This window comes from Robertmurraya mangrovi, from assembly GCF_034427655.1.
Classification (GTDB): domain Bacteria; phylum Bacillota; class Bacilli; order Bacillales; family Cytobacillaceae; genus Robertmurraya_A; species Robertmurraya_A mangrovi.
In genome coordinates this window covers 24,255-47,138 of the sequence record NZ_JAXOFX010000004.1, presented here as the reverse complement: position 1 = coordinate 47,138, position 22,884 = coordinate 24,255, and the positions used below count along the sequence as shown (strand labels likewise).

21 protein-coding genes and 4 tRNA genes are annotated in these 22,884 nt (G+C 35.3%); all 25 read right to left on the bottom strand.

Annotated features, from left to right (window positions below):
* Positions 1–3 precede the first annotated feature (3 nt).
* The 25 genes from SM124_RS07955 to SM124_RS07835 all read right to left on the bottom strand — a co-directional run bounded on the left by SM124_RS07955 (position 4) and on the right by SM124_RS07835 (position 22,750).
* On the bottom strand, positions 4–804 hold the full coding sequence (locus tag SM124_RS07955) for a two-component system regulatory protein YycI (protein ID WP_322445984.1): 801 nt from the start codon (positions 802–804) through the stop codon (positions 4–6).
* The gene (locus SM124_RS07950) at positions 791–2,107 is read right to left on the bottom strand and encodes a YycH family regulatory protein (protein WP_322445983.1); all 1,317 of its coding nucleotides are present in this window, start codon (positions 2,105–2,107) and stop codon (positions 791–793) included. Before SM124_RS07950 ends, SM124_RS07955 begins: the two co-directional genes overlap by 14 nt.
* Complete coding sequence (gene walK / locus SM124_RS07945) at positions 2,104–3,942, bottom strand: cell wall metabolism sensor histidine kinase WalK (RefSeq protein ID WP_322445982.1); 1,839 nt, start codon at positions 3,940–3,942, stop codon at positions 2,104–2,106. Before walK ends, SM124_RS07950 begins: the two co-directional genes overlap by 4 nt.
* Before the next feature lie 7 nt (positions 3,943–3,949).
* Entirely contained in the window at positions 3,950–4,657 is a 708-nt protein-coding gene (gene yycF / locus SM124_RS07940; RefSeq protein ID WP_322445981.1) for a response regulator YycF, read from the bottom strand.
* Positions 4,658–4,974: 317 nt separating this feature from the next.
* Positions 4,975–6,447 (bottom strand): peptidoglycan DD-metalloendopeptidase family protein, encoded by a 1,473-nt coding sequence (locus tag SM124_RS07935; protein WP_322445980.1) that lies wholly within the window; start codon positions 6,445–6,447, stop codon positions 4,975–4,977.
* A gap of 239 nt (positions 6,448–6,686) precedes the next feature.
* Positions 6,687–6,759, bottom strand: a tRNA-Phe gene (locus tag SM124_RS07930).
* A 23-nt stretch (positions 6,760–6,782) separates the two neighbouring features.
* Positions 6,783–6,858: transfer RNA gene (locus SM124_RS07925), tRNA-Asp, on the bottom strand.
* A gap of 25 nt (positions 6,859–6,883) precedes the next feature.
* A tRNA-Glu gene (locus SM124_RS07920) sits at positions 6,884–6,955 on the bottom strand.
* A 7-nt stretch (positions 6,956–6,962) separates the two neighbouring features.
* Positions 6,963–7,038, bottom strand: a tRNA-Lys gene (locus SM124_RS07915).
* A 344-nt stretch (positions 7,039–7,382) separates the two neighbouring features.
* The gene (locus tag SM124_RS07910; protein ID WP_322445979.1) at positions 7,383–7,799 is read right to left on the bottom strand and encodes a DUF350 domain-containing protein; all 417 of its coding nucleotides are present in this window, start codon (positions 7,797–7,799) and stop codon (positions 7,383–7,385) included.
* 13 nt (positions 7,800–7,812) lie between these two features.
* Entirely contained in the window at positions 7,813–9,084 is a 1,272-nt protein-coding gene (locus SM124_RS07905) for a glutathionylspermidine synthase family protein (RefSeq protein WP_322445978.1), read from the bottom strand.
* Positions 9,084–9,389 carry a hypothetical protein gene (locus tag SM124_RS07900; protein WP_322445977.1) on the bottom strand — a complete coding sequence of 102 codons (306 nt, stop codon included), beginning with the start codon at positions 9,387–9,389 and terminating at the stop codon, positions 9,084–9,086. Before SM124_RS07900 ends, SM124_RS07905 begins: the two co-directional genes overlap by 1 nt.
* A complete protein-coding gene (locus SM124_RS07895; RefSeq protein WP_322445976.1) occupies positions 9,386–9,847 on the bottom strand; it encodes a hypothetical protein in 462 nt (153 codons plus the stop codon). Before SM124_RS07895 ends, SM124_RS07900 begins: the two co-directional genes overlap by 4 nt.
* Before the next feature lie 124 nt (positions 9,848–9,971).
* Entirely contained in the window at positions 9,972–11,264 is a 1,293-nt protein-coding gene (locus SM124_RS07890) for an adenylosuccinate synthase (protein WP_322445975.1), read from the bottom strand.
* 240 nt (positions 11,265–11,504) lie between these two features.
* Entirely contained in the window at positions 11,505–12,869 is a 1,365-nt protein-coding gene (gene dnaB / locus SM124_RS07885) for a replicative DNA helicase (RefSeq protein ID WP_322445974.1), read from the bottom strand.
* 201 nt (positions 12,870–13,070) lie between these two features.
* Positions 13,071–13,520, bottom strand: a complete 450-nt coding sequence (rplI, locus tag SM124_RS07880) for a 50S ribosomal protein L9 (RefSeq protein ID WP_322445973.1) — start codon at positions 13,518–13,520, stop codon at positions 13,071–13,073.
* Positions 13,517–15,490, bottom strand: a complete 1,974-nt coding sequence (locus SM124_RS07875) for a DHH family phosphoesterase (protein WP_322445972.1) — start codon at positions 15,488–15,490, stop codon at positions 13,517–13,519. The genes rplI and SM124_RS07875 overlap by 4 nt, the downstream gene beginning before the upstream one ends.
* Positions 15,491–15,516: 26 nt before the next feature.
* Entirely contained in the window at positions 15,517–16,458 is a 942-nt protein-coding gene (locus tag SM124_RS07870) for a YybS family protein (protein WP_322445971.1), read from the bottom strand.
* Between the two features lie 219 nt (positions 16,459–16,677).
* Positions 16,678–16,914, bottom strand: a complete 237-nt coding sequence (gene rpsR, locus SM124_RS07865) for a 30S ribosomal protein S18 (RefSeq protein WP_322446285.1) — start codon at positions 16,912–16,914, stop codon at positions 16,678–16,680.
* Positions 16,915–16,992: 78 nt separating this feature from the next.
* Positions 16,993–17,496 (bottom strand): single-stranded DNA-binding protein, encoded by a 504-nt coding sequence (ssb, locus tag SM124_RS07860; protein ID WP_322445970.1) that lies wholly within the window; start codon positions 17,494–17,496, stop codon positions 16,993–16,995.
* A gap of 74 nt (positions 17,497–17,570) precedes the next feature.
* Entirely contained in the window at positions 17,571–17,858 is a 288-nt protein-coding gene (gene rpsF / locus SM124_RS07855; RefSeq protein ID WP_322445969.1) for a 30S ribosomal protein S6, read from the bottom strand.
* Between the two features lie 243 nt (positions 17,859–18,101).
* Positions 18,102–19,202, bottom strand: coding sequence for a redox-regulated ATPase YchF (gene ychF / locus SM124_RS07850; RefSeq protein WP_322445968.1), 1,101 nt, complete (start codon positions 19,200–19,202; stop codon positions 18,102–18,104).
* 241 nt (positions 19,203–19,443) lie between these two features.
* On the bottom strand, positions 19,444–21,450 hold the full coding sequence (locus SM124_RS07845; protein WP_322445967.1) for a molybdopterin-dependent oxidoreductase: 2,007 nt from the start codon (positions 21,448–21,450) through the stop codon (positions 19,444–19,446).
* Between the two features lie 197 nt (positions 21,451–21,647).
* Positions 21,648–21,845, bottom strand: a complete 198-nt coding sequence (locus SM124_RS07840; protein ID WP_322445966.1) for a DUF951 domain-containing protein — start codon at positions 21,843–21,845, stop codon at positions 21,648–21,650.
* Between the two features lie 11 nt (positions 21,846–21,856).
* On the bottom strand, positions 21,857–22,750 hold the full coding sequence (locus SM124_RS07835; RefSeq protein WP_322445965.1) for a mechanosensitive ion channel family protein: 894 nt from the start codon (positions 22,748–22,750) through the stop codon (positions 21,857–21,859).
* Positions 22,751–22,884 lie beyond the last annotated feature (134 nt).

Sequence of the window (22,884 nt, the reverse complement as noted above, 5' to 3'; positions counted from 1 at the left end):
AATCTATTCACTCCACTTTCTTTCTTCTGTATTTAACTGTAGTATTTGACCCTCGAAAGCATTAACGAATAAATTTACTTCATCATTAATGACAAATCTCCATACTGGAGTTAGCACTTGTGAAGATGCTAAATGAACATAAGTAAAATACCCTAACTCTATGTTCGTAATTTTACTTCCAAACTTTATATCTCCATTTTCATATAAAGTCTCAAGTGCTTTCATTGGTTGTAATATTTTCTCTTCCTCGGACAGTTCTTCAATATCTATCAATATGGTCTGTTTATAGGAGAATATTTCATTCTTATCATTTAAAAAGAAAGTCAGTTCCCCATATATATTATTATATAATACTTTGTTGTTTAACTGCTGATAGAAAGTAATGGTAGTATCACTTTTCGACCAAAACCTGTACTGTTCGTGATATAAGATATTGTTTTTCATAAAAGCTGTTAACATCGTTGGATCAAATTTTTCACCCATTTTTATAGGCTCTTTTAAAACAGATTCAAGCAAAGCATTGTTCTCTTTCAATATTACCTTTTGTCCGGCTAATTTTGTTTCTTTTTTTAATTCCTCAACAGTAAATACTTTTGGAGTTGCACTTAAGTATTTTCCTCTAACAGCTTCCTTTGGAGGCTCTACATATTCAATCTCGTCTACCTTTAAACGGTTTTCTAAACTGCTCTTTATGATGTAATCATGTTGGTTAGAGTTTCTAATTTTTAAAAATTCGTTAATTAGATAGATATTCAGAATTAAAAAGGATAGGATAAAGATGGTTTTGATTTTACTCCAATCCATGCTTCAAACCTCCCTTTTTATTATTAGGGACTTTTAGCCATTCATCATTATATTTATAAAACCAATGCGGTTCAACATGAATCAATGGCCCTTGAGTATCCTTTGTCATTTTATAGCCAATCTTCAAATCCTGTATAAATTCAGGATTAATATCCTCATTTTTCTTTAACTTGTCCATTACATCCGTTCCCGAAAGTAAGGTAATCTCTGTTGATTGAATTTTTCTTCCTAAGGTGAAATTATTTCTCTCATATTTATTAATTTCATTCTGACCCCATATTTGTAGGATCTCAGACATTCCATAGTCACTAAATATAGGATATCCCCCAGAATCATATAACCTGAATGTAACATATTGTTCATCGATCGAAACATAACGGTAATTATCTGTCCAACCACCATGACTATTCACAAAGTCTATACTTCTTTGCAATAAGTTGTTAAAATTTCCAGGTTCATTATTTTCTTGGGCTGGGTTAACGTAAGAAATTGAGTTTGTATCATAGTTAACACTCATTAATGTTGAGCCATCTGTATATTCCTCTCCAGAGATTATTAAATTCTTTTGTACAAGTCTAGGGTCATTAAAGAGTGCATTTCGAAATTTCTCAATTGGTAAAGGATCTAGCAAGTAATTATATAACATCATTTTTACTTGATTCACCTGAACTAAGATTACTCGATCCTTTGAAACTTCATACGGAAAATATTGATTAAACTTTTCGTTTTTTCTAGCAACCTTAAAATAATTTGCCTCTAGATTTTTTATGAAAGAGCTTGTAACCTGACTTTCATATATTTTTCTCTCATCAGTAGAAATAAAATAGACAAATGCATCTTCACCATTAATATCTTCCATATTAATAACAATCCGATCGAATTGAAGAGACATAGCATCCTTCTCTTTTATATTTAATATATTCTTATATAATTCAATCGAAATAATATTAGGAAAGATAATTTCGCTACTTGCCTTGTCATATATAAAGGATTGTATATCGTAAATCTCATTCGAAATATCCTTAAAGCGGTAAAAACTCCATTTACCCATTTCCTTTATAACCTTATCAATTTCGCTAGGGCTTACTGTACCAACGTGATTCCCCTTTTGATGATAGAAAAGTTGATCAGGCTTAACAATTTTTTGAACTTCTTTTTTTTCGCCTAATGATACCTCTTGTACGGTTTTTGAATTCTCCATAATATCAAAATTTGGCTGGTAGGTCCAAAGAGTCCAAGTCAAAAAAATACTAGTTACGACCAAAATAGTTAAGATTATAGACTTAATATTTTCATATGTCATGACCAATCTTCCTCTTCCGTTGGTACATAAGGGAGACTAAAGGAAACCGTGGTCCCTTTTCCTTCTTCACTTTCCGCCCAAATTTCTCCTCCATGTGCCTCAACCATTTCTTTTGCTATTGCTAGACCTAGGCCAGTTCCTCCTAGTTTTCTTGTACGTGCTTTATCCACACGATAGAAACGCTCAAATATCTGGCCAATATTTTCTTTCGGAATTCCCACCCCTTCGTCAGAAACGCTGATAATGAGATGTTGTTCTTTTTCAATCATTCTAAAAGTAATTTTCCCACCCTCAGGTGAGTACTTAAGAGCATTTGAAATAATATTTACTAGAATTTGCGTGAGCTTGTCTTCATCAAATTCCACAAATGCTGCATGATCTAGTAATTGACGTTCAAACACAACATTTTGTTCCTTAGTAAATTCAAAACGGTCAATGATACGATTATAAAAATCTACAAAGTTAATCCATTCTGTCGTCAGACGATAATCTTTGCTATCCATCTTAGACAATTGTAGTAGATCATTTACTAAGCGTATTAATCGCTCCGTTTCATTTTGAGTTACTTCCAGGAAGTTAGGTGCAATCGTTTCGTCTCTCCATGCACCATCTGCCAATGCTTCTAAGTAACTTCTCATCGTAGTTAAAGGTGTTCTAAGTTCATGAGAAACATTTGCAACAAATTCCCGTCTCTCCATATCTATTTTTTCTTGCTCAGTAATATCGTGTAACACTGTAATTAAGCCGTTAACAAAACCCGTTTCTTTTTGAATAACAGAGAAATTCGCACGTAATATATACGGTTTATTTTTTGTACTATAATCTAAAATGACTGACTCTTGTTCCACGATTAAATCATCAAAGGAATACTCCTCCTCTAAACCAAGTAAAGAAATAATGGGAGTTGATAAGATTGTTTCACGTGAAACACTTAGCATATTTGCAGCTGGCTCATTGATAAGAATAACCCTACCTTTTCTGTCAGTAGCAATTACCCCGTCTGTCATATAGGAAAGGACTGAGGAAAGTTTCCTTCTCTCTCCTTCTGTAGTGGCCTGTGCTTCTTGAAGCTTTTTTGTTAAGTTGTTGAAGGTAATAGCAAGATGCCCAATTTCATCGTATCCGTACACCTTAACTTTACGAGAGAAATTCCCTTTTGCCATTGCCTGAGCTTGCTTTCTCATATCGGATATGGGTCTTGTAATCGTCTGGGCGAGTAAGACTCCAAGGACAGCTGTGATTGCTAATGCCATGGCTGTTCCAGTTGCCAAAATATTATTAATGGTTCTCATCTGCGAGTATACATTTTCAACTTTCCCTGCTAAGTAAATGGCCCCTATAACTTCACCATCTGTACTAATTGGTTGTACTAATACCCATATTCGATCTCCCGTTTGAGGATCTATTAAAGTAACTTCTTCTCCACTATTCGCAGAGGTTGCAATAACCCTTTTTATCAGGTTATCCGTTGTTCTTTGACCGACAATTCGTTGATTTAATGGATCCGAAGTTCCAATAATTTTTAAAGTGCTAGACTCAATTACCCTTATTTCAATAATGTCCGGTGTTTTGGAATCTGTTAAAATTTTACGAACATCTTCTTCTAATGTAGGTCCATCATCTTCTGGCAATCTTTCCTTTACCAATTCTTCACTTAAATAATAGGCGAGTAAATTCACTCTTTCCTCAATAGAAGTTTGGAAGTTTTTTAATAAAGTGGATTCAAGTTGTCTAACAAAATAAACCCCGATAATTTCCATCGCAATAATAATCAGTAAGACATAAATTAAAACAAACTTAAGATGAATAGAACGGAAAAAACTTACTTTTTTCATGAAAGGATTACTCCTGTTCAGGATTTCGCAAGTAATATCCTACTCCTCTTCTCGTTACGATCCAGATTGGGTGACTAGGATTGTCCTCAATCTTTTCACGAAGGCGTCTAACTGTAACATCTACAGTTCTTACATCTCCATAATAATCGTAACCCCAGACGGTCTGAAGAAGATGTTCCCGTGTCATTACTTGTCCAATATGCTTGGCTAAATAATGAAGAAGTTCAAATTCACGATGTGTTAATTCAATGGTTTCCCCACGTTTAGAAACTATATAAGCATCAGGATGTATCACTAAAGAACCAACGGCTATTTCATTTGTTGCTTCCTCATCTGTTTGGCTAGCAACTTGTTGGTGTCTTCTTAAGTTTGCTTTCACACGAGCAATCAATTCTCTTGTGCTGAACGGTTTTGTTACATAATCATCGGCTCCTAGTTCTAAACCTAACACTTTGTCTATTTCTGAATCCTTAGCCGTTAACATAATAATGGGCATTTCATATTTTTTTCTAACTTCACGACATACTTCCATTCCATCTCTTTGTGGAAGCATGATATCTAAAAGAATAAGATCAGGTTTAATTTCCTCTACTTTCTCTAGAGCCTCATTGCCATCATATGCACAATGAACTTCATAACCCTCTTTTTTTAAGTTGAATTGGAGAATATCAGCAATCGGTTTTTCATCATCTACAACTAGTATTTTCTTATCCATTGTTTATCTCCTTTAATAAGAATAAGTAACATTCTTTTATATCTAAATTCGAGATTAATCTAACAAAACTTACTACTTAATAAAACTACTTACGGTCTTTCATTAACTTTACCATTTTATTAGTAGGTTTTCATCTTTTAGCAAATTTACAAAACAGGCAAATCTTTTTGGTCATATTATATTCTTTATTAGATAGAAAAACTCGCTTTAAAGCGAGTAAAGTACAGTTTTGTAAAAAAAGAAGCTAACAACTGTCAGCCTCTTTCCTGTGTTATTTATATTGTCATAATAAGTTACTGTTAATTGACTAACTTAAATTATCTTAAGTAATTCATAGGGTTTTTTAAGCTACCATTTTTATATATCTCAAAATGTAAATGGGTACCTGTTGAATCACCAGTTGATCCCATAACACCAATTTGTGAACCTTTTTCTACCGTTTGACCAACATTAACGGAAATAGAAGATAAGTGTGCATAGACTGTGCGGAATCCATTGTTATGATCTATTACAATTTTATTCCCATATCCACCATCCCAGCCAGCTGAAACAACTACTCCGTTATCTGCAGCTTTAATAGTTAAGTTACCTGGTCTGGCAATATCAATTCCTTTATGCATTTTCCCCCATCTATAACCTAAATGGCTAGAAACATAGCCCCCAACAGTTGGCCAAGCAAATGAGCCATCACCACGTGAAGGAATTACCTTTGTACCTTTAATGATGATATGCTTAACAGGCTTTTTAAGAACCTCTTCATGAACTTCTTCTTCTTTAACCTTTTCACCATTTTTCTCAGTGATTGAATAGGTTACTTCACGAAGACCCTTTTTACCTTTTTGCTTAACTTTTGTTTCACCTTTCGGCATTGATGAATCTTCAATGATTTCTTTTTTGTATTCCATTTTTTCTTTTCTCAGCACTTCTTTTTCCACTACCACTTGTACCAATGGCTTTAGGAAAGTTACATTAATTTCTTGATCAATTTTAAGTAAAGAATCCTCTTTTAAACCAGGATTTATGGACAGAAGTTCTTCTATACTCATATTATGGTCATTAGCAATCTTTCCAAGAACATCTCCTTCTTTAACATGGTATTTCTTTTCTTCTAGGGTACCTTTTGTTAAAAGTTTGATGGTCTCTTCAGTCTCTAAAATCTTTTCTGGTGAAACTTTTTCTCCAATAGATGAAACTTCTTTAGAAAATCGAACGTCTATTATATGAGAACTTTTTTTCTTCGACTTAGAGGTATTTGTATTAACGTTTGCCTTTCTTGCCTCTAAAGCTTTTAGTTGAGATTTCTTTACAAATTTAAGCTTCATTGCTTCTATAACCTTGTTTACTGACTCCGCATCCTTTAGGTATGCAACAGGCTTTCCATCTAAAACTAAGGCAGTAGCTTCTGTCTCAACAGATAAATCATTTTCAATCTTTTGAATAACCTCTATATCTCCCGTTTTAGGAGATGTTCCTAATACTTGTTCTGGAATATATGTAAGGTCAGATGCAAGATCAACCTTTAATCCTTTAAAGGAGTCTTGTGTTTCAGTTAATTTTTCATTAACTACACTTTCTATTACATTCTTATCTGAAACCGTTCCTATGTATTCTTTATCCATATATACATAATATATTGTCGTTATGTCCGAGATTTCTGCTGCTGAAGCTGTAGTTCCAAATGTTAATGTAGAAAAAGCTAAGGCTGAAACAGCTAACTTCTTCATAGAAGATTTGAAACTATTAGACGCTATATCTGTTAGTTTGGACAGACTATTCTCTAAAATACGCAACTTTTATCCTCCTAGACTAGCGAAACAACACTTTTCTTGCTTCTTTAAAAATATTTTTATAGCTTTTTTTGACATTCCTACTTTACCATAAATCAAATTGAAATAGATTGATTGAAAGGAAGATGTAACATAAATGTATAATAACTGACATTTAATTACAATTAACTTGTCCTAATTTGTTGTAATAAGCAAATAAACAAAAAAAAGAAGTATGTTTTAAAAACATACTCCCTTTTTTATGGCTCAGGACGGAATCGAACCGCCGACACAAGGATTTTCAGTCCTTTGCTCTACCGACTGAGCTACTGAGCCGTACCACTATTTTATATGTATAATGGCGGTCCCGACGGGAATCGAACCCGCGATCTCCTGCGTGACAGGCAGGCATGTTAACCGCTACACCACGGGACCATATAATAATTATATCATTTAAAAGTGACCCCTACGGGATTCGAACCCGTGTTACCGCCGTGAAAGGGCGGTGTCTTAACCGCTTGACCAAGGGGCCATATAAATGGTGAGCCATGGAGGACTCGAACCTCCGACCCTCTGATTAAAAGTCAGATGCTCTACCGACTGAGCTAATGGCTCTCAATATAGATAATAATAATAACATTGTATCATTCTCTGAAGAATGGCATCTAAGATGTCCCCATCTCAGAAAGTTAAACCAAGTAGCAGCTCTATGGGTACAACTCGAAGCATTACATGGATGTTTTGCTCGTTGCTCTACCGACTGAGCTAATGGCTCTCAATATTATCAATCTGCGTCTTAACTGTGACGACGTTTATTATATTATCATATTAATTTCGTCTATTGCAATACTTTTTTCAAAATAATTTTCATAAAGTTGTTTTACTACTCTCCTATTCTATTAAAAAAGACCTAAACCGCATTATATATTTGCGACTTAGGTCAAAAAATCAGATCTCTATTAATAAGTTAAGCTGGCAGCAACAATAATTCCAACAGTTATTCCGGCTGCTAATAGACTGAAACCAACAGCAAGGTTTCCTTCTTCTACCTTCTTTGCTAAGTTAGTCTTAGGAGTTAGGATGTATTCTATAATTAAATAAAATATTACCTGGGCAACTATTCCGACCAATCCCCAAATAAATGCATCTAACAAGCTTACACTACTCGACCAAACTGTGTAGATTACAATGGCTAATCCTAATACTTTTCCCCATAGTTTCATCGCAACAGCTAAATTCCCTTCCCTGATAAGTTCTCTTTCTGAAAATTTAGTTGTGTATGAGAAAGCAACAATTCCTATTAATATTAATAATAAACCCATTCCCACATGGATTAGAAAATTTAAAAATAAATCCAATGATAATATCTCATTCATCTTTCATTCCTCCTTATTCAATTTCTCCTATTGGTAAGAAATACGAAGTGTTATCAGTAATTTGTCCACCTGCTCTAATTCCCACTGCACTTGCTTTACTGCTAATGATGAAACATCCATACATGACTCTCGTTTTCATATGACCTTTTTCAGTCTGAATCAAGTGTGGTTCAAGCTCTGTAAATTTCTGAAAAACCGCTAAAGATTCCTCATAGTTTTTATTTTTATCTTCTAGTATTTTCTCTCCAGTACCTTCGTAAATGACTATTGTATCTCCTTCTCGACCAAAAGAAGGTTTTTTTACATATCTTTCTTTTTTTTCGTAAAAGTAATCAGGATCTAGATAGGTTGGTAAGAAGTAAGTTTGTATCACGTGGTGCTCTTCTTCCGTGAAATATGAATGTCCATTTTCATGTAATCCCCAAATTAATGCCTGTATCGCCTTTGATTGAAGTAAAAAGGCACTAGGAGGATTAATGATGGTTAATCTACCTTCTTTAACAAGGTCGAGTAGTAATTTCCCTACATATTCCCCCGTACTAGGATCACGGTCCTCGATTAAGTGTTCAAGAGGATACGTTTGTCTGTATAAAACATCAATCTTTTCCCCATTAGGGGTATATAATCCTCTTTCCATCACTCTATCAGATTCTTCAAATGGTTCGGATACAAGATGAAGATCACTTAAAGCAATATATTCTGCGTTTTGTACACCACTAATTTCTAGTAGATATCTCGTCGTTAAATAATCCTCTTCGTGGTCTCTATGGGATGTAAATACGACCTTTGGATTCTCTATATCAGTTGATTCAACTACCGCTTTTCTAATAGAAAAAGCTAAATCCTTTTCCATATTCCTATTTGGATTTTTTACTTTGAAGTGGTCACATACAAATTGATTGATGGAAAACGTTTCTTTAATAAAAGTTGGTGTGTCTGCATTAAATTCCAATAGTTTAAAATATCCTTTATCATAGGAAAAGTCAAAGCGACCTATGACGGTTTCTATGTCCATTTTTGATAGTATCCTCACATATGGAAGAGTTTGAACGGGAAACCCTAACTCTACAAGTGTTTCATCTTTTAATTCACGTATTAATGGAACGGTTTTCTTAAAAATCCTCCATATTTGATTAGAGGCTACTCTGAGTTGGTTAATTTTCTCTCTTTTTTCTAGCTTGATATCAAAAAGGGCATATTCCTCCTCAAACAAGTCATGCCAAAAGTTTGGAATTGTTTCATAAAATGTCTTCCTTTTCTCTATGAAAGATACATTATCCTTCATTACCCACCAAAACCACCTTTTGAGCCAGATCCTATTCCTGTTTTGATACTATTTTTATAATTTTTATATTCCGAAGAGTTTAATAGTGTTGATTTATTCTTATAATATCTACCACCATGATAATATCCACCGTAATACCTAGAGTGTTCATCATCACAATAATAGGTTTGGGTGTTTTTATCCCAATCCCAATCATCACACTCTTCATCTACTGGTTCGGCAGGTATTTCCTGACTTGAACAGGCCACTAAAGATGTAGACATAATAGCCAAAACCCCTGCCATCATTTTTTTTGTTTTATTCAATTGAAATCACCCTCCCATTTATAACCTGTTGGAGTTACATATAAAATGTAACAAAGCTGGTCTTCGTCTAATTCAGCTGAATCGCGCTCCCATTCCAATTGATTCAAATAAGTATATACAGAACCAATATAAAGTAATACTTCCATGTGGGAGGATAAATATTTCTCCTCTAACAAAGGATTTTTTTTATAAGGATTTAATTCTCTAATCTCAAGCCTTAAGTCGGTGTTCTTATCTGTTTTTTTGCTAATAAGAAGTTCTTTTTCATACTGTTCTACATAAATGGCTACAATTGAGCCCTCTACAGACGATGAAAGTTGTTTATAAGTAACCCCATCTTTAACAAAAAACTCACACTCTCTCCTGGCTAGAATTTGTTCTAACTGAATATCCTCATAATGATAAAGGGGAACGTAAGATTCATCATCTTTCCATAACCTATACTCTAAAATCATCATATCAACTCATTTTCTTTTTTCTAAGGTAAGATACGGATTATCATACTTACAGGTTTCAATATTTATGTTTATTCGTTATTTTTTTAATTGAAAAAAAGGAGCCTATAATAAGACTCCTCCAAACTTAGCTTTGGCGCCAAGGGTTCATAACTACATTTGTTTGTGAGCGATCTGGACCAACAGAGAAAATCGATAATGGTATACCTGTTAGTTGAGCCACTCTTTCTAAATAATGACGAGCATTTGCAGGTAGTTCATCTAGTGATTTACATCCTGTAATATCTTCTGTCCAGCCTGGGAACTCTTCATAAACCGGTTCACAGTCTGCTAACACTTTTAAGCTTGCAGGGAATTGTTCAATGACTTCCCCTTTATACTTATAAGCTACACAAATTTTCAGTGTTTCAATTCCTGTTAATACATCGATAGAGTTTAGTGATAAATCAGTAATTCCGCTTACTCGACGTGCATGGCGTACAACCACACTATCAAACCAACCAACGCGTCGTGGACGTCCTGTCGTTGTACCATATTCGCGGCCAACCTCACGGATTTGATGACCAATTTCATTATCTAATTCAGTTGGGAATGGTCCATCTCCTACGCGAGTTGTATAAGCTTTGGATACACCTACAACGTGTTTAATTTTTGTCGGTCCAACACCTGAACCAATCGTTACTCCACCTGCAACTGGATTAGAAGATGTAACAAACGGATAAGTACCTTGGTCAATATCAAGCATGACCCCTTGTGCTCCTTCAAATAAAACACGACGACCTTCGTCTAATGCATCATTTAAAACAACAGAAGTATCTACAACATAATGCTTAATTTGTTGTCCGTACTCATAGTATTCGTCAAGGATATCTTCAATTTTGAAGCCCTCTGTCTCGTAAATTCTCTCTAATAAACGGTTCTTTTCTTCTAAGTTACGAGCTAGTTTCTCTTCAAAAATTTCACGATCTAATAAATCGGCAATACGGATACCAACACGAGCTGCTTTATCCATATAAGCTGGACCAATACCCTTTTTCGTTGTACCGATTTTATTTGCACCTTTACTTTCTTCTTCCACTTCATCTAACTTTAAGTGATAAGGAAGAATAACGTGGGCGCGGTTACTAATACGAAGATTATCCGTTGTAACCCCTTTATCATGTAAGTATGTAAGTTCTTTAATAAGTGCCTTTGGATCAACAACCATACCGTTTCCAATTACACAAGTTTTATCTTTATAAAAAATCCCCGATGGAATTAAGTGAAGTTTGTAAGTTTCTCCGTCGAAACGAATTGTATGACCAGCGTTGTTACCACCTTGATAACGAGCAATCACTTCAGCATTTTCTGATAAAAAATCAGTGATTTTCCCTTTTCCTTCGTCTCCCCATTGTGTTCCAACTACAACTACAGATGACATATTAAAAGCACCTCCAAAGGTAAACAATCATAAATAATTTAAGTACCATCTTCAAACATACTAAGTTTACCAATTTATAATAGTAAAAGTCAATAAAACACGAACAATTTTATTTAAAATAATATTTTTTGTTCGTAAAACGTTTGTAACTACTGACTCTAACACTAATATTCCCATAAAAAAGAAGGTTAATCTTATAATTAAGATTAACCTTCTTTAACTGAACTATTATTTTATTGTTTAAGCTCCTGGTGGAATAGAAGCATCATCAAACCGTCTCTCTAAGTTTACGAATTTATTATACTCTTTTACAAAAGCTAATGAAACGGTACCAGTTGGACCATTACGTTGCTTAGCAATGATGATTTCAATAATATTTTTATTCTCCGATTCTTTATCGTAGTAATCATCACGATATAAGAACGCAACAATATCCGCATCCTGCTCGATACTTCCAGATTCACGAATATCAGACATCATAGGTCTCTTATCTTGACGTTGCTCTAACCCACGAGAAAGCTGAGAAAGGGCAATGACAGGAACCTGTAATTCACGGGCAAGTGCTTTTAAGGACCTAGAAATTTCAGAAACCTCTTGTTGACGATTTTCTCCTGAACGGCCACTTCCTAGAATAAGCTGTAAGTAGTCAATTAAGATCATCCCTAGTCCATGCTCCTGTTTTAAACGACGACATTTAGAACGTATATCTGTAATTTTTACCCCAGGCGTATCATCAATAAAAATTCCGGCATTTGATAAGCTTCCCATTGCCATCGTTAGTTTACCCCAGTCCTCATCTGTTAAAGAACCTGTACGTAGCCTTTGAGCATCAATGTTTCCTTCTGCACAAAGCATACGCATAACAAGCTGTTCAGCACCCATCTCTAGACTAAAGATCGCTACATTTTCCCCTGCTTTTACTGCTACGTTTTGGGCAATATTTAAGGCAAAAGCTGTTTTACCTACCGATGGACGTGCCCCTACAATTATCAGGTCATTTCTCTGGAATCCTGCCGTCATCCGGTCGAGCTCAGCAAATCCAGTTTCAATCCCTGTTATATCTCCAGCACGATTATGCATCGTTTCAATATTATCGTACGTACGAACGAGTACATCTTTAATATTATGAAAAGCACTCGCATTTTTCCTTTGAGCTACTTCCATAATGCTCTTTTCAGCTTCACCTAGTAAAGCTTCCACTTCATCTTCACGTGTGTACCCATCTTGAGCAATACTGGTAGCTGTGCGAATTAATCTTCGTAATACAGATTTCTCTGAAACAATTTTTGCGTAGTATTCAATATTGGCGGCTGTAGGAACAGAGGCTGCCAACTCACTTAAATAACTTACTCCACCTGTATCTTCAAGTAACTTCGTTGCTGCAAGGTCTTCTGTAACCGTAATCAAGTCTACTGCTTTACCTTGATCATTTAGCCTTAGCATGACATTAAAGATTTTTTGGTGGGCTGCACGATAGAAGTCCTCAGGTATTAAAATTTCTGAAGCTAATGTAAGTGCGGCTGGTTCAAGGAAAATAGCACCTAAAACCGCTTGCTCAGCCTCAATATTTTGAGGAGGAAGTCGATCAGCAAACAAATCACTCATATATTCATAACCTCCTATTTTCATTCAGTAGGATAGTTTATCTAATCATATATATGTTTTTAATAATATTTACAAGAACACATATTCGTATTTTTCAAAAAAGTTTATAACTTAATCAGAAAAAATGTGACCAGTCTTAACCGATCACATTCTTAGCTAGTTCTATTTTAACATGATTATGAATAAAAGGAACTTCCAATATTAGTTTGTTTCTTTTACATGTACATTTAATGTTGCTGTTACTTCTGTATGAAGTTTTACTGGAACTTTCGTATATCCTAATGTACGGATCGCGTCATCTAGTTCGATTTTACGCTTATCAATCTTAATGGAATGTTTCTTCTGTAATTCCTCTGCAATTTGTTTACTTGTAATCGATCCAAATAAACGTCCGCCTTCTCCAGCTTTTGCAGAAAGTTCCACTGTAATTTTTTCTACTGTTTCTTTTAGTTGTTTCGCCACTTCAAGCTCTTCAGCTGCTACTTTTTCTTCTTTTTTCTTTTGGGCATTTAATGAACTAATGCTAGCTTGATTGGCTTCAATCGCTAACCCTTGTTTGATTAGGAAGTTTTGTGCATATCCATCAGCTACATTTTTAACTTCACCTTTTTTACCTTTTCCCTTAACGTCTTTTAGAAAAATTACTTTCATTCTTTCTTTCTCCCTTCGTAATACTCTTCTATAGCTAATATTAGTTGCTGTTCAGCTTCATCTACCGAAACCTCAGCTAATTGAGTGGCTGCATTCGTTAAGTGCCCTCCACCCGATAAGCTTTCCATAATGATTTGGACATTAATTTCGCCTAATGAACGGGCGCTAATCCCCACTAATTCGCCTTCTCGTTTAGATATAACGAATGATGCTAATACACCATCCATCGTTAGCAATGTATCTGCTGTTTGAGCAATTAAGACTTGATCAACTATTTGAGTTGGATGTCCTTTTGCAATAGCAATGCCTTCTCTATAAAAGTAAACTGATTCGATTAGTTTAGCTCGTTTCAAGAAAGTCGTTACATCTTCCTTAAGGAATTTCTGTACGAGAACGGTATCTGCTCCTTGTCCCCTTAAGTAAGAGGCCGCATCAAACGTTCTAGACCCTGTTCGCAACGTGAAGCTCTTTGTGTCAACAATGATCCCTGCTAGTAAGGCTGTTGCTTCAAGCATATCTATTTTACCACGCTTAGGTTGATATTCTAACAGCTCTGTGACTAGTTCTGCAGTAGAAGAGGCATAAGGTTCCATATAAACTAACAATGGGTTTTCTATAAACTCTTCGCCACGACGATGATGGTCAATTACAACAACATGATCAATCTTACTTAACAAGCGCTCTTCAATAACCATAGAAGGTTTATGTGTATCAACAATGACTAATAGAGTATCATCTGTCGCCATTTCTAATGCTTGTTCAGGTGTAATAAATCGTTTAGATAAATGCTCATGCTTCTTAATTTCTTCCATAAGCCTTTTAACACCTGTGTCAATTTCATTGGCATTAAGAACGATATAAGCTTCACGTTGGTTCATCTGTGCTACTTTCTGAATTCCAATAGAAGCCCCTACCGCGTCCATATCAGGATTTTTATGTCCCATAATGATGACTTTGTCACTTTCGACAATCAGCTCTTTTAAAGCATGAGAGATGACCCTAGCACGTACTCTTGTACGTTTTTCAACCGGATTTGTTTTTCCTCCGTAAAACTTTACTTTTCCATTCACTTGTTTCATAGCTACTTGGTCTCCACCTCTTCCAAGTGCTAAATCTAAGCTAGATTGTGCTAGTGTTCCAAGCTCCGGTAATGAAGGTACTCCAGAACCTACACCGATACTCAAGGTTAAAGGAACATTTTGCTTTGATGTAGATTCCCGCACATCATCTAAGATGGAAAATTTGCCTTTTTCAAGTGTTTGAAGGATATGTTCATTAAATACTGCTATGAAACGTTCAGAAGAAACTCTTTTTAAGAAAACACCATAATCTTGCGCCCACTTATTTAAAATAGAGGTCACTAGGCTGTTTAAGCTACTCCTAGTTTGATCGTCCATTCCTTGAGTAAGCTCATCATAGTTATCCAAAAATATAATTCCGATTACCGTTCTTTCATCCTCATAAAGCTTTTCAATTTCCGTTTGTTCTGTTACATCAAAAAAGTAAAGCAGTCGTTCTTCAGGACGATGTATGACTTTAAATTTTCGATCATATAGTGTAATCGTTTCTGTTTCAACTTCTTGCTTAATTAAAGGAATGAGTGATTCTCCCACATCATATAGGGACCTCCCTACTAATGTATCCTCATCAAAACAAGATGCTAGAAAGGGATTTGTCCATTCTATACAGTAGTCATCATTTATTAGCATGATTCCGATTGGCATTTCCATTAAAGCTTCTTCGCCAACCTTTTTCACTCTATAAGAAAGAGTGGATATGTACTCTTCCGTTTCTTTACGTTGTAGATTATAAATCATAAAGATAAAGTAAAAAGGGATAATAGCGACTAATAATCCGGCTAAACCAATCATCCAATTATAATAAGCTAATACACCGACCAGTACCACTGTTATTGCTATCAACCCATATATGGGATAGCGAATAGACTGCTTTTCTAGATAAGAAGGCATGTTTTCAGCTCCCAAACAGTGGAAAATTATTTTTTCAATTCCATTCTCTTTCGTAAATCAAATCCTAAGTCAATTATACCTAATATCCTCACAATATAAAGAAGAAATGGAATAAAGAGAACTAGTACGGTAATAATCACTGGAATAGCTTTTGCTAAACCCTTCTGATAGGAGAAGTAGTAAATAAATGATAATCCTTGTAAAATCATAAATAGCTGTAGTACAAATGCAATATTTATGATAGCAAGAAACCAGTAACTACCTTCATCCACTTTAAATATAACAGAAGCTAATAAAGAAAATAGGTAATACCATAAAAGACTCTTAGGTAGTTGTAATTCCCTAAAAGGCCTCCAACCTACTACAGGAATTCCAAACCTCTTTATAATAGGAAAAGAAACGAGTTGGATTAAGAAAACAATTAAAAAGGAAGCCATTACAAACAAACTTGGTGTTAAATATCCAATCATTTCTACCCCGGCTTCAAACTGTTCTATTAATTGCTCATTTGGACTTTGTCCAACAGCACCTAGCATTTTCACTGACATTTCAATGGATTCCTTGAATACCTGGATAGATTCTTTAATAAAATCTATTTTGAAAAAGGCCACAGCTATTGCGTACTGAACCACAAGGTTAACTAGAAAGGCTAAAGAACCGGCAATAAAAGAAGCTACTCTATTTTTCTTTTCTCTAATAAAGTCCCCAATTACTATCCCTGTCAACCCATAAGCTAGCGTCAAAGGAATGCTTAATAGTGTTCCTACAATTAATGAAATGAATACAGCTCCAACAAGAAATATACCAGAACTCTTTCTATCATTTTTCGCTGAGAACATCATAAAGGGAAGAGCTAAAAATAAATTTATAACAAGCCCTAGAACAGGCACATATAAAGTAACTAACAATAAAACAGCAAATATAGCAAGAAATAAAGCACCCTCCGTTAATCTATTCGTGCTTCTCATTAAAAATCACCTCCATATGTAAACAGCCTATAACTATAATTTTACCTACAAATTCACCTAGGTTCAACTTACTAAAATCAGACGTAATTTTTTATTTAAAAGCTTACCATCGTATGTATAAAAATTATTTACTTGCGCTACTAGATTGACCCTATATCTAAAAATGATACTAAAAAATTTAATAAAAAAAGACACCCAAAAGGTGTCTTTTTACTGTCATTATTCACCTGATACGTAAGGTAATAATGCCATTTGACGAGCACGTTTGATAGCAACTGTTAATTTACGTTGGTATTTCGCGCTAGTTCCAGTTACACGACGAGGTAAAATTTTACCACGCTCTGAAATGAACTTTTTAAGTAAATCTACATCTTTGTAGTCGATGTGAGTGATTGCGTTCGCTGTGAAAAAGCAAACTTTACGGCGTTTTGCACGTCCGCCTCTGCGTCCTCCCATTGCCATGTGATTTCCCTCCTTTTTAACTAAATATCAATAAAGTTACCGAACTATATTAAAGTTAATACTTTTGTGTTTTTAGAATGGCAGATCGTCATCGGAAATATCGATTTGGCCACCGTCATTTGCGAATGGATCTTCATCAACACGTGTATAACCTTGGTTGTTATTTCTAGGAGGTTGATTCTGATAGTTATTCCCGCCGAACGGAGACCCTTGCTCTCTAGAACCTCCAAAGTTTCCAGCGTTTCCACCGGATGTACTTTTCGGTTCAAGAAACTGTACACTTTCAGCTAATACTTCTGTGACATAAACACGTTTTCCGTCTTGTCCATCATAACTGCGTGTTTGAACTCTCCCATCAACACCAGCAAGACTACCTTTTTTCAAGAAGTTTGCTACGTTTTCAGCTGGTTTACGCCAAATAACACAGTTTATGAAGTCTGCTTCTCTTTCACCCTGTTGGTTCGTAAAAGTACGATTAACAGCTAATGTAAAAGAAGCAACAGGAACACCATTTGGTGTGTATCGCAATTCAGGATCTTTCGTTAAACGGCCGACCAGAACAACACGATTCATCATCAGATTCAACCCCTTTCCCCTAAAGACTAATGTTTCACGTGAAACAAAAGTTAGAAGTGTATATATTTAAGCTCTTATTTTTCGTCTTTAATTACGATATGACGAATGATATCTTCGCTGATTTTAGCTAAACGAGAAAACTCATCAATAGCAGGAGCTTCAGAATTAACTTTCACTAGTTGGTAGTAACCATCACGGAAATCGTTAATTTCATAAGCTAAGCGGCGTTTGCCCCACTCTTTCGCTTCAGTAACCTCCGCACCATTATCAGTTAAAATTCCGCTAAAACGCTCAACTAGTGCCTTTTTAGCCTCATCTTCAATATTTGGGCGGATGATGTACATAATTTCGTACGCTCTCATCACGTTCACCTCCTTTTGGTCTAAACGGCCCGAAGATCTAAAAAAAGATCCCCAATTGGGCAAGGAGCAATTGTTCATTACTCACAAGAAGAAATTATAGCACAGTATACAATGAAGTGCAATGTCCTTATAATATTTCTAAATTCAAATCCTCTTCTACACAGAAATCTTAGAGCTTTAATAAGGATAATAATCAAAAAAGACACTCTGTATCCTTACAAAGTGTCTTACATACTACTTATTTTAAACGTTAAAGCGGAAGTGGATAACATCTCCGTCTTTTACTTCGTATTCCTTACCTTCAAGGCGAACCTTACCTGCTTCACGTGCTGCACCCATCGTTCCAGCAGCTAATAAATCCTCATACGCAACTGTTTCTGCGCGGATAAACCCTCTTTCAAAGTCACTGTGAATTACTCCAGCACATTGAGGAGCTTTCATTCCTTTACGGAAAGTCCATGCACGTACTTCTTGTACACCAGCCGTAAAATAAGTTGCTAATCCTAAAAGATTATAAGCAGAACGAATTAGTTGGTCTAATCCAGACTCTTCAATTCCTAACTCTTGAAGGAACATCGTTTTCTCTTCCCCTTCAAGTTCAGCAATCTCAGACTCGATTTTTGCACATACAACAATAACCTCTGCATTGTCTTTTGCTGCAAATTCTTTAACTTGTTGCACGTATTCATTGTCTGAAGGATCTGCAACATCATCTTCCCCAACATTTGCTACGTAAAGAACCGGTTTAGTTGTAAGTAAATGTAATCCTTTAACAATTTTCTTTTGTTCGTCTGTGAATTCAACTGTACGGCCTGGGCGGTCTGACTCAAAAGCATCTTTTAGTTTCTCTAAGATTTCAAATTCAATCATAGCTTCTTTATCTTTTTGTTTAGCCATTTTACCAACACGAGCAATACGTTTTTCAACAGACTCTAAGTCAGCTAAGATAAGCTCTAGGTTAATGGTTTCAATATCTGAAATAGGATCTACTTTACCAGATACGTGTGTAATATTGTCATCAGCAAAACAACGTACTACCTGACAAATAGCATCTACTTCACGAATATGAGATAAGAATTTATTTCCTAACCCTTCACCTTTACTAGCACCCTTAACGATACCAGCAATATCAGTAAATTCAAAAGTGGTTGGAACTGTTTTTTTCGGTTGTACTAACTCAGTCAATTTTGTTAAACGCTCATCTGGAACTTCTACAATTCCTACGTTAGGATCAATCGTACAGAACGGATAGTTTGCTGACTCCGCTCCCGCTTGTGTAATTGCATTGAATAATGTAGATTTCCCTACATTCGGTAATCCTACAATCCCTGCTGTTAATGCCATCCAAGGTCACTCCTCATAATATAATCTATCAATTTTCGTTTTCGCACGATGTTATTAATTAATTGAAAAAGTATCTATTTCAAATAAAATAAACTCTCATTTATCATATTAAAACTTTTCAGCCTCTAACAATTATAGAGATTTGGTAGTAAAAAGACAAGCTTTCCATAAGTGCTACTGGTTTTACTTTACTTGTCTACATAAAAAAAGTACCACAAGTATATCGTGGTACCCTCACATATTACGATAAAAGCTTGATATTCACTAAACAATCATAAAGTGTACTGCCTAGACCATTATCTGATTCTCTACTTGGTGTCAGTCTATTTACGACTCCACCGTATTTAGACCATATACCTTCATCGATATTAATGGTGTTTGGATGAGCATTTTTTAAGATTTTCACATATCCTTCTATTGTTCCACGCTCATTCCATACTTGAACATAATCATTTTCTTTTAATTTTAAGTTTGTTGCTAAATTCTCCGCGATTTCCACTCTTACCTTTGGTTCTACAGGGAATAAATGATAGTGTTGAGAATGATTAGATCTCATTGGATGAATGGTCAATAGAGTATAAGGAAACTTCTCAGCTAATGGTTTGTCATTCCAAACTGATTCTTTTGGAAGAGAAGCCGTTAACTTTCCATTAAAGCCTTTTTTCTCCGCTAATTGAGAGGTAAACTCGAATTTTCCACTTGGAGTTTTGAATTTTCTATCTTCCCAAGGAACTCCTTGAACTGGTAATTCTACATGAAATTCCTTTTTAAACTGATCTAATGTGATGCCATTTTTGGCTAGATCCTTTATAGACATCTCCATAAACTGTTCTCTCGTAAAATCGAATACTTCCCCAAATCCTAGTCTTTTAGCAAGCTGAGTCCATATCCACAAATCAGACTTTGCTTCTCCAGGAGGATCAACTAGTTTAGGAGCATAATTAGCATAATGATGATACATGGAGGCATAATAGATATCTTCCTGTTCGAAAACGGTTGTAGTTGGTAAGACATAATCTGCTAATTCAGCTGTATCGGTCATAAACTGTTCGATGACGACTAACGTTTCAACTGAGGAGAATGCGTCCTTTACTACATTTGTATCTGGTACTTGTGTCAAAGGATTCCCGCATGTCACAATAATCATTTTTATTTCTGGATCAATAGCGTTTAAAATCCCTTCAGCCTGTTTCATCATGGTAAAAGTTCGAGAAGTTTTCTTCATATTAGGCAGGGTTAATTCATTAAATTGAAAGCTTTGGCCAACCTGTTTGTTTCCATAGTTTGCTCCACCGCCAGGAATCCCTACATTTCCGCTTACGGCTACTAATGCATCAATTAGACGAATGGTATTACCCCCATTATCATATCTTTGCATTCCTAGACCAAGCAGGGTTGCTGTCGGGCAATCCCCATATACATGTGCCAATTCCGTTATAATGTCCAATGGTATTTCTGTCATCTCACTCACTTGATCAAGAGTGACAGATTGTAGGAGAGCCTCTAAATCTTCAAAACCTAAAGTAAAATTATCAATAAATTCATTATCTACTAACTGAAGTCTAAACAACTCTTTCATAATACCAATAGCTAATAAACCATCCATACCAGGTTTAATAGAAATATATTTGTGAGCAATTTTAGCTGTCGCATTTGGAATAGGATCAATTACATATAGATTTGCTCCGTTTCTTTTTGCTTCCTGTAGCACTTCATACAAGTGCATATTAGTACGTGCAACATTTCTTCCCCAAACGATAATATTCTTACTATGTTGAATATCAGTAGGAGAATGAGCATATGAATCACCAAAATCCCAGGTTTGAGCTTCTATTCCAGCTCCCCAGCAAATAGAACCTGTTAACTCTGTAACTCCCCCATAAGCATTAAAAAACCTTTGATCAAGATTCGTTAAAAGTCCACTATTCGCATAATCATGGCTATGCAAAATAGAGGTCGTCCCGAATTTCTCTTTGTATTCATGCAACTTAGTTGAAATTTCATCAAGAGCCTGTTCCCAAGAAATTTGTTTAAATTTACCATTCACCTTTTTTAAAGGGTATAATAACCGCTCTTTGGAGTTGGTGCGGTCAGCTAGCATCCTGCCACGACCACAGATTTTTCCCTTTGTTATTGGATGGCTATCATCACCATCTACTTTTAATACTTTCCCGTCTTCTATCGTTACTTTAAACCCACAGCTATCCCAACAATTCAAGGGACAAGCAGATGTAGCTACCTTTGACATATTCTCCACCCCAATACTAAGCTAGTCTCTATTTTTCATCATTTTTATAAAAATTGTTTATAAATTGTTTATACATAAATATAACATGGTCATAAAAATTCTGACTATCATTAGATATTAATCTCAAAAAGTAATTCTTACCTGATTTGAACCATTCCCCTTAAAGAAGAGGTAAAAAAAAGAAGCATAAAGAAAGATTATTCTTCATGCTTCACTAATATCTTCTTGATTTTGCGGGAGAATTCTTTTCTTGGGATTAATACACTGTGTCCGCATCCCTCACACTTAATCCTTATATCCATTCCCAAACGAATGACTTTCCATTTGTTTGTACCACAAGGATGCTGTTTCTTCATTTCCACTACATCATTAAGCCCAAACTCTTTTTGCTCCACTACAATCACTCCTATGCTTTACCAAGGTTTTTTGTTTGTTCACTTTTTTCCTGACGAGAATACATAACGAGCCTAGGAAAAGGAATTTCAATGTTATTTTGATCTAAACATAGTTTAATATCTTTTCGTAGCTGTCTAGCAATAAATAAGTGCTTCATTGGTGTGGTTTCAACCACGATTCTTAATACAACCTCAGAAGCTCCAAGAGTTTGAACTCCTAGTATTTCTGGTGGCTTGACTATATCCTCATATTTTTCAGGCACTTCTTGAAGTAATTCCTCTAGGACTCTTTCAGCACGTACAATATCCCCTTCATATGCAAGACTAACATCGACAATGGCCAAGCTATTATGGATGGAGAAATTCGTTACTTCAATAATACTTCCATTAGGAACAATATGAAGTTCCCCTGTATAACTCTTAATCTTCGTCGTTCTAAGTCCTATTTCCTCGACTGTTCCTTCAAACTGTCCAATACGAATGAAATCACCCACTGAAAACTGATCTTCAAAAATAATGAAAAATCCTGTGATAATATCACGAACTAAGTTTTGTGCTCCAAACCCTACAGCTAATCCAACAATTCCAGCCCCCGCAAGCATAGCCCTTACATCAATCGTTAATGTTGAAAGAATGGTCATAATAGCGATGAAATAAACCACATAAGAAAGGACGTTAGTAAGAAGCTTCATAATGGTTGCTTCTCGTCTTTCTGAGACCTGCAAAGGAGAGCGCGTTCTCACTTTAAAAATATTATGTATAGCAATTTTACCTAAACGAATGACCAAACCAGAAATGATTAAAATTCCAATGATTTTGATAAACCCTGTTCCAATGGCTAACCATAGCCCTTCGTCTAACAACTTACTTTCAAGCGAGTTATATAACTTTTCATATTCATTCATCTAATCACCTGCTTTTTAAAAATACTTACCGGTTTCTTTCCCAGGGAATGAATTTTTCTATTTCCTTATAATCTTATCACTTATTAGGTTTTCTGTTAAAACTTGAGCAAAATTCATTTTAACAATTTTCTTAA